At 69.4% G+C, this 11,502-nt stretch carries 12 protein-coding genes; 8 read left to right on the top strand and 4 right to left on the bottom strand.

The genetic code is table 11. The annotated features are described in order from the left end of the window. Positions 1-115: 115 nt before the first annotated feature. Positions 116-838 (bottom strand): TetR/AcrR family transcriptional regulator, encoded by a 723-nt coding sequence (locus tag QFZ53_RS08310; RefSeq protein WP_307295367.1) that lies wholly within the window; start codon positions 836-838, stop codon positions 116-118. Between the two features lie 86 nt (positions 839-924). Between QFZ53_RS08310 and QFZ53_RS08315 the strand changes: the two genes are divergently transcribed. After that, entirely contained in the window at positions 925-2,106 is a 1,182-nt protein-coding gene (locus QFZ53_RS08315) for an FAD-dependent monooxygenase (RefSeq protein WP_307295369.1), read from the top strand. On the opposite strand, the gene QFZ53_RS08320 is transcribed toward QFZ53_RS08315, so the two are convergent. Continuing rightward, a complete protein-coding gene (locus QFZ53_RS08320; RefSeq protein WP_307295371.1) occupies positions 2,107-2,811 on the bottom strand; it encodes an IclR family transcriptional regulator in 705 nt (234 codons plus the stop codon). A 131-nt stretch (positions 2,812-2,942) separates the two neighbouring features. On the opposite strand from QFZ53_RS08320, the gene QFZ53_RS08325 reads away from it, so the two are divergent. From QFZ53_RS08325 to QFZ53_RS08355, 7 genes are all read left to right on the top strand, one after another. Beyond that, on the top strand, positions 2,943-4,790 hold the full coding sequence (locus QFZ53_RS08325) for an FAD-dependent monooxygenase (protein ID WP_307295373.1): 1,848 nt from the start codon (positions 2,943-2,945) through the stop codon (positions 4,788-4,790). Between the two features lie 90 nt (positions 4,791-4,880). Next, positions 4,881-5,804, top strand: a complete 924-nt coding sequence (locus QFZ53_RS08330; RefSeq protein WP_307295375.1) for an ABC transporter ATP-binding protein — start codon at positions 4,881-4,883, stop codon at positions 5,802-5,804. Positions 5,805-5,807: 3 nt separating this feature from the next. After that, a complete protein-coding gene (locus QFZ53_RS08335) occupies positions 5,808-6,563 on the top strand; it encodes an ABC transporter permease (protein ID WP_307295377.1) in 756 nt (251 codons plus the stop codon). A gap of 9 nt (positions 6,564-6,572) precedes the next feature. Further along, positions 6,573-7,280: a hypothetical protein gene (locus QFZ53_RS08340; protein ID WP_307295379.1), complete on the top strand. Its 708-nt coding sequence runs from the start codon at positions 6,573-6,575 to the stop codon at positions 7,278-7,280. Next, a complete protein-coding gene (locus tag QFZ53_RS08345) occupies positions 7,280-7,729 on the top strand; it encodes a sensor histidine kinase (protein WP_307295381.1) in 450 nt (149 codons plus the stop codon). The genes QFZ53_RS08340 and QFZ53_RS08345 overlap by 1 nt, the downstream gene beginning before the upstream one ends. Next, positions 7,723-8,340 carry a response regulator transcription factor gene (locus QFZ53_RS08350; protein ID WP_307295384.1) on the top strand — a complete coding sequence of 206 codons (618 nt, stop codon included), beginning with the start codon at positions 7,723-7,725 and terminating at the stop codon, positions 8,338-8,340. The genes QFZ53_RS08345 and QFZ53_RS08350 overlap by 7 nt, the downstream gene beginning before the upstream one ends. 97 nt (positions 8,341-8,437) lie before the next feature. Continuing rightward, complete coding sequence (locus QFZ53_RS08355; RefSeq protein WP_292906466.1) at positions 8,438-8,827, top strand: VOC family protein; 390 nt, start codon at positions 8,438-8,440, stop codon at positions 8,825-8,827. A 24-nt stretch (positions 8,828-8,851) separates the two neighbouring features. Here the strand turns inward: QFZ53_RS08355 and QFZ53_RS08360 are convergent, their stop codons facing one another. Together QFZ53_RS08360 and QFZ53_RS08365 are read right to left on the bottom strand one after the other, a co-directional pair. Next, positions 8,852-9,706, bottom strand: a complete 855-nt coding sequence (locus tag QFZ53_RS08360) for a PhzF family phenazine biosynthesis protein (RefSeq protein WP_307295387.1) — start codon at positions 9,704-9,706, stop codon at positions 8,852-8,854. A 25-nt stretch (positions 9,707-9,731) separates the two neighbouring features. Then, the gene (locus QFZ53_RS08365) at positions 9,732-11,450 is read right to left on the bottom strand and encodes a thiamine pyrophosphate-binding protein (RefSeq protein WP_307295389.1); all 1,719 of its coding nucleotides are present in this window, start codon (positions 11,448-11,450) and stop codon (positions 9,732-9,734) included. Positions 11,451-11,502: the final 52 nt, after the last annotated feature.

Below are 11,502 nucleotides of genomic sequence, written 5' to 3' on the forward strand. Positions count from 1 at the left end.
TCGTCGGGTCGATTCCCGTTCGTCGGGCCGATTCGCCGCGACGCGCCGGGAGGCCGGCTGCTGCTCCCGACGAGATGACGCGGGCAGCTGCTCTCGACCGGCTGCACGCCCGGGATCAGGCGCTGCGCTGCGCTGCGAGGGCCGCGACGCCCGCGAGGACGCGCTGCACTCCGAAGTCGAGGGCCTCGTCGCGGCCGCTGCCGCCGTCTTCCGCAGCCTCGGCGAAGGCCGCGGCCGTCTGCGGAAAGCGGTCGGCGTGCGCCGCGAGCAGTGGGGTCAGGCGGGTGGATAGATCCGTCTCCGGCGTGGCGGAGCCCGCCTGCTGTCGAACCAGCGACAGTGCGTGTCCCGAGAGCAGCGCGAGAAGGTCGAGGCGCTCGCCGCCGGTGAGCGGCAGGCCGACCGTCGCTTCGAGACCGGCCTCGTACCAGGTCAGTTCCTGCGGACCCGGCACATGCGGGCGCTGCGCGAGTTCGACCGACCACGGGCGTTCGAGCGCGCGGGCGAAGAGAGCACGGGTCCAGGCGGTCAACGACTGCTCCCAGCCCTCTGGCACGCGTGACGGAGGTGCGCCGAGCGCCCGATCGAGCATCGCCGCGTCGAGATCGGCGCGGGCCGGAAGGTAGCGGTACAGCGCCATCTTCGTCGTGCCCAGGTCTGCGGCCACGCGCTGCATGGTGACCGCGTCGAGCCCTTCGGCATTCGCGAGCGCGACGGCTGCGTCGGTGATGCTCTCACGCGTGTGCCGTGGTTTGGGCCCGCGTCGAGCGGGTGCGGGTGTGTTCCAGAGCACGCCGGCGTCGGATGCCGGTGCCTGGTTCGTTTCGGGGACGGTCACGTGTGAACTCCTCCATTAATTGCGTCCATGGTACGCGATTATGTATTGTGTCCGTAGGACGCAGTTAATTCGTGAAGGAGTCCAACATGACCGCCCCCAGGATCCTCATATCCGGCGCGAGCATCGCCGGTCCCGCGCTCGCGCGCTGGCTCGGCCGCAACGGCTTCGACGTCACCGTCGTGGAGAAGTCGTCGGCTGTGCGGCCCGGCGGGCAGGCGGTCGATTTCAAAGGGCGCACGCACCTCGAACTTCTGACACGTATGGGGATCCTCGACGACGTCCGGGCTCAGCAGACCGCGAAGACCGACTGGCGACTGGTCGACGCGGATGATCGCGTGCGCGCCGTCGTGCCTGGTGAGTTCATCGGCGGAGACATCGAGATTCTCCGGGGCGATCTCGCAGGCATCCTTCATCGCTCGACCGGGGGCGACGCCGAGTATGTGTTCGGCGATGAGATCGTCTCGATGACCGAGCAGTCCGACGGCGTGGAGGTGGCGTTCGCGAGCCGGGCCGCCCAGCGGTTCGATCTGGTTCTCGGTGCGGACGGCGTGCACTCCGCCGTGCGCCGCCTCGCCTTCGGGCCAGAGGAGGAGTTCGTCGACGCGCGCGGCCACTATTACGCGGTGGCGAGCGGTCGGGTGCCGTTGGGCGGGCTGGAGACCGTCCTCCCGAACGGCCGCGCCGTGGCATACGGATTCACCACGCCGAATCGGCTCCTGCTTCTCGGGGGCCAGAAGGCGCCAGCCCTCTTCGTGTTCCGGGCACCGCGCGCCGACTACGATCGCCGTGACCTCGAGTCGCAGCGCGCATTCCTCGAGGCGGCCTTCGAGGGACAGGGCTGGCGCACCGCCGCAGCCCTCGAGGCGGCGCGCACCGCACCGGACTTCTACCTCGACGCACTGACCCGCACGCGGATGTCGGCGTTCACGCGGGGTCGAGCGGCACTCGTCGGCGACGCCGGATACGCGAACACCCTCGGCGGTTTCGGCACCGGTCTCGCCTTGCTCGGCGCCTATGTGCTCGCCGGCGAACTCGTCGCGGCGCGCGGCGATCACGAAGCGGCGTTCAGCGCCTACGACCGCCGGATGCGCAAGCCCACGAGGATCGCACGGACGGGCAACGCGGGGTCGTTCCTCGCGCCGCCGTCGGTGTCGCGCATCCGGATGAGGGACTGGACCTTCAGGAACCCGCTGATGCTCCGGACGATGATGTGGATGACCGATGCGTTCGCGACAGATGACAGCATCCCCGACTACCGCCTGGTCTGATCAGCCTTCGAGCGCTTCGCGGATCGTGATCGCCGAGCGCTGCAGGCGGGCGGCGATCTCGGCGTCGTCGATGCTCGTGGCGACGTGCACGACGGCGATCGCGGCGGGCCGCTGGCCACGAAGGGCTAGTGGTACCGCGACCGACTGCACGGTCGGGATGACCTCGTCGTGACTCGTGGCGTAGCCCCGGGCTCGGGCGGCTTCGACCTCGGCGTGCAGGCTGGTTGCGGCATCCGACGGCCATTCCGCGACCCTCAACTGCATCAGGATCGCCTTCCCCGGGGCGCCCACCGTGATCGGATGCCGGGCTCCGGGCCGCTGGGCGACGCTCGCGACCGCGTGGCGCGGCTCGATGCTCGCGAGGGTGATGCAGTCGTCGCCGTCGAGAACGGCGAGGAAGCAGGTCATCCCGAGTTCGTTCGCGATCGCCGTGATCTCGGGGAGGGCCTCTGCCTGGAGATCGTGCGCGACTCCGGCGGCGAGGGCGGCCATGCGGGCGCCGAGCAGAACGGCGCCGGTGGTGTCCCGGCTGACGAGTCGATGATCCTCCAGCGTGCGCAGCAGCCGGTACGCGATCGAACGGTGCACGCCCAGACGGCCCGCGATCTCGTCGATCGTGAGCGAGGTGCGTGCATCCGCGAGCTCTTCGAGGATGCGGATGCCGCGGCTGAGCGTCTGCGAGGCGGGGTTCTTGGCTTCAGGCATGCGGGCTTCCTTGCGCTCGGCGGCGACGCTCTCTAAGCTGTGTTCAATAGTAGAACAGCCTGTTCGAATATAGAACAGAACGTTCGGCAGTGCAAGACCTCGACAGTGACGTCCGGAAGGAATCGACGACGATGCAGTTCCACCACCACGGTTATGTCTCGGGTGATCCCCGTGTGCTTCCTGCCGGCGTCTCCGATCGCCCCGTCGATCTTTCCGATGAGGTCGACGTCCTCATCGTCGGATCCGGCCCGGCGGGCATGCTGCTCGCGGCCCAGATGTCGCAGTTCCCTGGCGTGACCACGCGCATCATCGAGAAGCGCGAGGGCCGACTCGTGCTGGGTCAGGCCGACGGCATCCAGCCTCGCAGCGTGGAGACCTTCCAGGCCTTCGGCTTCGCGGAGCGGATCATGGCCGAGGCCTACAACATCGGCTGGATGAACTTCTGGGGACCGAACCCCGAGAGGCCCGACGAGATCATCCGCACTGCGCGCACAGCCGACTACGCGTACGACATCTGCGAGTTTCCCCACCTCATCGTGAACCAGGCGCGCGTGCTCGACTACTTCGCCGAGGCGGCCGCCGACGGTCCAGGCCGCATCGTGCCCGACTACGGGGTGGAATTCCTCGGTCTCACGGTCCACGAAGAAGGGGAGTACCCGGTCGAGGTGGCCGTTCGTCAGAACGGGGCCGAGCGCATCGTCCACGCCAGGTACGTCGTGGGCTGCGACGGCGCACGCAGCGGCGTACGTCAGGCCATCGGCCGCACCCACGTCGGCGGCAGCGCCGCGCACGCGTGGGGTGTCATGGACGTGCTCGTGAACACCGACTTCCCGGACTGGCGCACGAAGTGCGCCATCAACTCGGAAGCGGGCAACATCCTGCACATCCCGCGCGAGGGCGGATACCTCAGCCGGATGTACATCGACCTCGGCGAGGTCGCGCAGGATGACGATCATCGGGTCAGGCAGACTCCCGTCGAGGAGATCATCCGCAAGGCGAACGCGATCCTGCATCCGTACTCGATCGACGTGAAGCAGGTCGCCTGGCACAGCGTGTACGAGGTCGGGCACCGCGTCACCGACGGCTTCGACGACGCGACGGGCACGGATCGGAACCCGCGCGTGTTCCTCACCGGCGACGCCTGCCACACGCACAGCGCCAAAGCAGGACAGGGCATGAACGTCTCGATGCAGGACGGCTTCAACCTCGGCTGGAAGCTGGGTTCGGTGCTGACGGGCCGGGCCGCCGCGTCGCTGCTGGCGACCTACGGAGCCGAGCGCCGCCCTGTCGCGCAGCAGCTCATCGACTTCGACCGCGAGTGGTCGAGCCTGATGGCGCGCAAGCCCGAGGAGATCTCGGACCCCAACGAACTCGCCACCTTCTATCTCGGAACCGCGGAGTTCCCGTCCGGGTTCATGACGCAGTACACCTCGTCGATGATCACCGGCACCGATGCGCACCAGGATCTCGCCGCGGGCTTCCCGCTGGGCAAGCGGTTCAAGTCGGCCGAGGTCGTGCGGGTCGGTGACGGCAACGTCATCCACCTGGGCCATCACGCCAGGGCCGACGGCCGCTGGCGCGTGTACGCATTCGGCGACCGTGACGGTTCGTCGCTGGAAGCCTGGGCGGATGCCGCGGCTGCGGTGTTCGATCGGTTCACGCCGGCCGATGGCGACGTCGACGCGGTGTTCGACGTCAAGGCCGTGTATCAGCGGCCGTTCGAGGAGCTCGAGGTCACGTCGGCCCCTGCGCTGTTCCAGCCGAAGACCGGGCCGCTGCGGCTCACCGACTGGGAGAAGGTGTACGCGGCCGGCCCGTCGAAATGGACCGAGACCGACATCTTCGAGGCTCGAGACCTGTCTCGCGACGGTGTGGTCGTCGTCGTGCGGCCAGACCAGTACGTCGCGGCGATCCTGCCGCTGGAGGACGTCGACGGACTGGCCGAGTTCCTCGGTGGTGCTTTCCTTCCCGCATCCTGACGGGCCTAGGCGACGGTCATGACAGATGTCATGGCGAAGACGTGACAGCATCCCGAGGCGGACCGAAGCCCACCTCGGGATGCTGGAGTCATGAAGACATCAGGTGCAGCATCCGCCGTGATCGAACTGATCGACGTGCGGCGCCATTTCGGTTCCGGAGACCGGCGGGTCCAGGCGGTCGACGGAGTGACGCTCCGCGTCGAGCGCGGCGAGGTCGTCGCCCTGCTCGGACCGAACGGCGCGGGGAAGACGACCACCCTCGACATGCTGCTCGGCCTCACCGCACCGAGCTCCGGCTCGGTCGCAGTGCTCGGAGGCCACCCCGATGCGGCCGCGAAGTCGGGATCCATCGCGGCGGTGCTCCAGACGGGCGGCCTGCTGGGTGACCTCACCGTGCGCGAGACCGTCGAACTCATCGCCTCCCTGCACGGACGGGCGGCCCTCAGCAGGGTTCCCGACGTCATGAGCCGCGCCGATCTCACGCACCTCGCCGCACGAAAGGTGTCGAAGTGCTCGGGCGGGGAGCAGCAGCGCGTCAAGTTCGCGCTCGCGATGGTGCCAGATCCCGACATCCTGGTCCTCGACGAGCCCACCGCCGGCATGGACGTCACCGCGCGTCGCCACTTCTGGGACGTGATGCGGGCCGACGCGGATGCCGGTCGCACGATCGTGTTCGCCACCCACTACCTCGAAGAGGCCGAGCAGTTCGCGCGGCGCACCGTGGTGATGCACCGCGGCACGATCGTCGCCGACGCAGCCACCGCGCGGCTTCGAGCGAATCTGGGCGAGCGCACGGTCGCGGCGACGCTGCCGTCTGGAGACCGCGACTCGATCGTCGCGCGCGTGGCGGCGATCACGGGGGTCATCGGCATCCGTCTCGACGCTGATCGGCTCAGTCTGCGGGCCGCCGACTCCGACACCGCGGCGCGCGCCCTTCTCGAGGCCGGCGCGCACGACCTCGAGATCGCCGCGCCCACTCTCGAAACCGCTTTCACCGCTCTCACGGAGGACTGACCGATGCTTCTCTCACCCACCATGCTGCGCATCGAGGCCGTGCGCCAGCTGCGCAACCCCTACACGCTCGCCTTCACGCTCGCGATGCCGATCGCGATGTACCTGCTGTTCGGCGCCACGTCGAGCTACGGCACGCTGTCGGCAGGGAACGGCAACGTCGCGTTCTACGTGATGACCTCGATGGCCGCGTACGGATGCGCAGTGGCCATGAGCTCACTGACATCCCTCGCGGCGACCGAGGCAAAGCAGGGCTGGGGGCGCCAGCTCGCGATGTCTCCGCTCACGACGACGGGCTACGCGCTCACCAAGCTGCTCACCGCCGTCGCCTACGCGGCGTTCTCCGTGCTCGGTGTGTTCATCGCCGGCATGCTGACCGGAGCCGAGGTCGACGACGCCTGGCGCTGGCTCGCGACGGCGGGGATCATCCTCGGGCTCGGACTGATCTACGGCCTGTGGGGCCTCGGCGTCGGCTTGTACTTCAACGGCGACTCCGCCACAGCCCTCGCATCGATCTCGATGACGTTCTTCGCGTTCTTCGGCAACGTGTTCATGCCGCTCGACGGACTCATGCTCGACATCGCGCGCTTCGCTCCGCTGTATGGATTCGTGGCGCTGAGCAGATGGCCGCTCACGGAGGGGCATCTGACGACGGGTCAGACCGATCAGCCGTGGATGCTGGTGCTCAACGTCGTGGTGTGGGTCTCGCTGTTCTCCGTGCTCGTCATGGCGGGGGCGAAGCGGTCGCGTGCGCGTCAGTAGGTTGGACGCATGAGCTCTCATCGAGACGACGTCGCCAGGTTCGCCGCGGGCGGTGCGCCTCCGGCCGCCTGGGCGATGCCGGGCACACGAGCCGCATTCGTGAAGGATCCGTGGGCGCGGTTCGGGTGGCTGATGGCCGTGATCTGGCTGGTGTTCCTGGCGTACCCCGTCCTCGCTCTGATCGGCTCTGATGCGTCGACGGGGTGGGTCGTGGTCGGCTGGGTCGCCCTCGGAACCTTCGTCGTTCTGTACGTGGCCGGCTTCATGTACGGCATGCGGCACGGCCGGCTCGGGGGGCCGGTGGCACCCCGCCAGTGGGTCACCTTCGCGCTCCTGATCGTGTGCACGCTCGCATCCGTGCCGGCGGAGGGCGGATCGGCGCTGAGCTTCCTCCCCTTCATCATGTCCTTCGCGTCGTACGGGCTCACCCGCCTCTGGCACTGGATCACGGTGATCGCGTGCGTCACGGTGACCGCGCTGTGCGTGTTCCTGCTTCCCGGCGGCATGAACTATCTGTCGGTCCTCGCGATCGTCGCACTGCTGGGCACGGTGAACACGGTCTCGACCTGGCTGATCCTGCGTTCGTCCGAGGCCGACCGGCTCGGACTCGAACTGGCCACGAGCGAGGGGCGGGAGGCGGTCGCCCGCGACGTGCACGACCTGATCGGCCACTCGCTCACGGTCGTCGGGCTGAAGCGCAGCTCGCGCGGCGTCTGATGGACACCGATCCTGAGCGTGCGAAGGCCGAACTCGCCGATATCGAGGCGCTCACGGCGGAGGCCATCGCCGGTGTGCGGTCCACGGTCGCGGGCGCGCGGGCCACGACGCTCGTCGAGCAGCTCGCGTCGAGCCGCGACGCCCTGCAGGCGGGGGAGGTCGCGCTCACGATCGAAGGGACGCCAGGCGCGCTGTCTGCGGCGCAGGCGCTCACCGCGGCCTGGATCCTGCGCGAAGCCACGACGAACACGCTGCGGCACGCCAGCGCAAGCCGTGTCGAGGTGCAGATCGCGCCGGGACGATTCGCGATGATCGACGACGGCCCAGGGCCGGGGACGCGCGAAGGCAACGGAATCCGTGGCATGCGGGAACGGGCGTCGGCGTCGGGGGCGTCGTTCGTCGTCGCCCCCGGAGAGTCCGGCGGCACCCGGGTGGAGGTGACATGGTGAGCGGCAGCATCCGCCTCGTCATCGCCGACGACCAGGCCCTCGTGCGCGGAGCGCTCGGCGCACTGCTCGATCTCGAGGCCGATCTCGAGGTGGTCGGCCTCGCCGCCGACGGCGCGCAGGCGCTGCGCCTCGTGGATGAGCTCGCCCCCGATGTCTGCCTGATGGACATCCAGATGCCCGGCCTCGAGGGCGTGGAGGCGACGCGCGCTCTCCGTGCGACGAATCCGGGCACGCGGGTGCTGATCGTCACGACGTTCGCGCGGCCGGGCTATCTGCGCTCTGCGCTCGACGCGGGCGCCAGCGGGTTCATCGTCAAGGACAGCCCGGCCGAGAAGCTGGCGGATGCCGTGCGCCGCGTGCACGCGGGCATGCGCGTGCTCGACCCGGCGCTCGCCGAGGAGAGCCTGTTCGACGGGGCGAACCCGCTCAGCGAACGCGAACGGCAGGTGCTGAGGCTGGCGGCGGACGGCCGATCGGCGGCGGCGATCGCGGCCGACGTGTTCCTCTCCGCAGGCACCGTGCGAAACCATCTGTCGGCCGCGATCGGCAAGACCGGTGCAGGCAACAGGGCTCAGGCGGTACGGATCGCCCTCGACAAGGGGTGGATCTGAGCGGTTCGCACGCTCGCGGCGGATCCGATGCGATGTCGGTGACACGGCGTACCCTGTCACCCAGGCGGGAGGCTCCCGCGATGGAGGTGCGCGAGATATGACGTGGAAGATCGAACTCATCTTCGTCCCGGTGACCGATGTCGACCGGGCGAAGGATTTCTACACGAAGATCGGGTTCAACCCCGATCACGACCAGACGCCGCAGGAGGGTCTGCGGTTCGTGCAGATGACCCCTCCCGGCTCGGCGTGCTCGATCGCGTTCGGAACGGGGCTCGACATCCCGCTCGAGCCGGGGCAGCAGAAGACGATCCAGGTGGTGGTGCCGAACGCCGATGAGGCGAAGGCGCAGCTCGAGGCGGTCGGCGTGGCGACGAAGGGCGTCGAAGATCTCGGCTGGGGCCGGTTCGTGTGGTTCGACGACCCCGACGGCAACACCTGGACCCTGCAAGAGCTGCCCGATTACGCGGCGGCGAACCAGCAGTCCTGAAGCGGTCAGGGCGGGGCGCCCGTGTCAGACGATGCGCGTGGCCCCGCCCGACACCTCGATGCCGCCCGTTTTCGGAATGTCGACGACGAGTTCGCTCGGGCGTCCGACGTGCGCGCCCTGGCGGATGCGGATCGTCTGTCCTGCGAGGCCGCGCTCGCGCAGATAGGCGCCTGTCGAGGCCGCCGCCGAGCCTGTCGCAGGGTCTTCGGTGATGCGTCCGACCGGGAACAGGTTGCGGGCTTCGTACTCCGAGGGACTCGTCGCGTGCAGCACCGTCACCGTGCCCAGCCAGCCCTGTTCGCGCATCAATGCCGCCACTTCGGCGGGTGAGAATCGGAACTGGTGGAACAGCTCGCGATCGGCGAGGAAGACGATCGGATGCCAGTTGCCCGCGAACGCCTCCTGCACGGGAAAGCGCGAGTCGACGTCGGAGTGGGCGAGGCCCAGCAGTGCGAGCAGCCGGTCGCGCACCGCGGGGTCCAGATCGCGCACCTCGGGTTCGACGCTGGTGAACGACACAGTGAAGCCCCCGGCCGCATCGGCGGAGGATCGGAGGGCGACGGCGCCGGTGTTCGTGTCGAAGACCACGGCACCCGCGCCGTCGCGCTCGGCCAGAGCGATCGCCGTGGCGACCGTGGCATGACCACAGAACGGCACCTCTGCGGCGGGCGACCAGTACCTCACTCGAAAGCGCTGCTCGCCGTCGGCGTCGCTGCGGCCGACGACGAACGCCGTCTCCGAGTAGCCGACATCCGCTGCGATGCGCTGCATATCCGCGTCGTCGAGGCCTGAGGCCTCCAGCACCACTCCCGCCGGGTTACCGCCGTCCGGCGTCGCCGCGAACGCGCTGTAACGCAGGACTTGTGGAGCATCTGCCATGCCGAGGAGCCTAACCGATGCCGCCTCAGGAGTTCACGCGGATGATCTCCTGCTGGTACGGGGCGATGACATCGCCCGAGATGCGCAGGTCGAGCAGCAGGAACCGACGGGTCGCGGCATTCTCCTGCGCCCACTCACCGAGCCTGTCGAGATCGGCCAGAGTGCGCACGACGACGCCTTCGGCGCCCACGGCTGCACCGAACGCGGCGAAGTCGACCTCGGGGATGCGCATCGGGCCTTCGGCGAGGCCCTTCAAGCCGTACAGGTTGACCTCGGCGCCGTAGGCGGCATCGTTCCAGATCACCGCGATGCCGCGCCCCCCGGCCGCACGCACCGCGGACTCGAGGTCGGCGATCGCCATGAGGCCGCCGCCGTCGCCGCTGGTGAGGACGATGGTCGAGTCGCGCCGCGCGAGGGCGGCGCCGACGACGCTAGGCCAGCCCTGACCGATCGACTGGAATGCGGTGCCGACCATCATCATGCGGTCGGGCGCAGCGACCGGCCAGTACATGTTCGCCCACCCGATGAAGTGCCCGCCGTCCGAGACGACGACCCGATCCTCCGGCAGCAGCTCGGCGATCCTTCGAGCGGCGGAGCGCGGGTCGAGGCGCCCGTCGGCGGCGAGGTCGTCACCGGTCTCGTAGGCGCGCGACCCGGCGACGTCGACCGTCTCCCGCCACGGCGACAGATGGAGGTTTCGGGCCCCGCGCGCGTCGGCAGCCTCAGTGACCGAGACAGTGGTCCGGGCTTCTGCGCTCGTCGAAGGGCGGCCGAGCCGTTCGACGAGCGCTTCGGCCGCGACGCGCGCGTCGGCCCGCACGTATCCGCCCACGTGCGGATGCGTCGCCGTCGGCGCGGTGTCGATCTGGAACACGCGAGTGCCGGGCGCGAACAGCTCTCCGAAGCGCATCGTGAACTGGTTGAGCGAGGCGCCGAAGACGACGGCGACGTCAGCCTCGCGGATCAGCTCCATCGCGCCGTCGGCGCCGAAGCCGCCCGTCACGCCGAGGTCGTACCGGCTGTCGGGGAAGACTCCACGACCGAGCGCCGACGAGGCGGTCAGCGCGCCGGTGAGGGCCGCGAGTTCGCCCAGCGCCGAGCCGGCATCCGCGAGCCAGGCTCCGCGGCCGGCCAGGAGGAACGGGCGGGAGGCCCCGCGCAGCGCGGCGGCGATCTCGTCGAGCATCCCCTCGGCATACTCGCCGCGAGGAGCGAGCGGAGCGGGGATCCGCGGCGAAGGAGCCGAGGGCACGACGCCCGCCTCAAGGGCGGCGACGTCGTAGGGGATCGCCAGGACGACGGGAACCCGATAAGTGAGAGCGTGCTCGATCGCGATGACGGTCGTGGCGGCGGCGTCCGTTCGCCCGACCGTGTAGGTGCGGGCGCCGACGGCCGACGCCAGCGCGATCTGGTCGACGTCCCACGGGCGGGGGCCCGATGTCGGCTCGTCACCGACCACGAGCACGAGCGGCACGTGCGCCTGCACGGCCTCGGCGAGCGCGGTGATGGTGTTCGTGAAGCCCGCGCCGTAGGTCGACGTGCCGGCGGCGATGCGCCCGGAGGCGCGGAAGTGCGCGTCAGCGGCGACGACGGCGCCCTGTTCATGGCGGACGGCGGTGAAGACCGCATCCGTCTGCTTCTCGATCGCGTCGAGGAAGTAGGCGTTCCCGTTGCCCATCACGCCGAAGACGGCGTCGATGTGCTGGGCGAGCGTGAGGGCGACGTGTGCGGAGACGGTGGGCATGCAGAAGCCTTTCGAGACAGGGACGGAGACGGTGCGGATTCCGTATGTGTCT

The organism is Microbacterium natoriense, from assembly GCF_030816295.1.
In the GTDB taxonomy this organism is placed as follows: Bacteria; Actinomycetota; Actinomycetes; order Actinomycetales; family Microbacteriaceae; genus Microbacterium; species Microbacterium natoriense_A.

Bases quoted from the DNA above. Each gene is read 5' to 3' on its own strand.
- QFZ53_RS08315 (WP_307295369.1), top strand. From the start codon at position 925: ATGACCGCCCCCAGGATCCTCATATCCGGCGCGAGCATCGCCGGTCCC.
- QFZ53_RS08320 (WP_307295371.1), bottom strand. From the start codon at position 2,811: ATGCCTGAAGCCAAGAACCCCGCCTCGCAGACGCTCAGCCGCGGCATC.
- QFZ53_RS08325 (WP_307295373.1), top strand. From the start codon at position 2,943: ATGCAGTTCCACCACCACGGTTATGTCTCGGGTGATCCCCGTGTGCTT.
- QFZ53_RS08330 (WP_307295375.1), top strand. From the start codon at position 4,881: ATGAAGACATCAGGTGCAGCATCCGCCGTGATCGAACTGATCGACGTG.
- QFZ53_RS08335 (WP_307295377.1), top strand. From the start codon at position 5,808: ATGCTTCTCTCACCCACCATGCTGCGCATCGAGGCCGTGCGCCAGCTG.
- QFZ53_RS08340 (WP_307295379.1), top strand. From the start codon at position 6,573: ATGAGCTCTCATCGAGACGACGTCGCCAGGTTCGCCGCGGGCGGTGCG.
- QFZ53_RS08345 (WP_307295381.1), top strand. From the start codon at position 7,280: ATGGACACCGATCCTGAGCGTGCGAAGGCCGAACTCGCCGATATCGAG.
- QFZ53_RS08350 (WP_307295384.1), top strand. From the start codon at position 7,723: ATGGTGAGCGGCAGCATCCGCCTCGTCATCGCCGACGACCAGGCCCTC.
- QFZ53_RS08355 (WP_292906466.1), top strand. From the start codon at position 8,438: ATGACGTGGAAGATCGAACTCATCTTCGTCCCGGTGACCGATGTCGAC.
- QFZ53_RS08360 (WP_307295387.1), bottom strand. From the start codon at position 9,706: ATGGCAGATGCTCCACAAGTCCTGCGTTACAGCGCGTTCGCGGCGACG.
- QFZ53_RS08365 (WP_307295389.1), bottom strand. From the start codon at position 11,450: ATGCCCACCGTCTCCGCACACGTCGCCCTCACGCTCGCCCAGCACATC.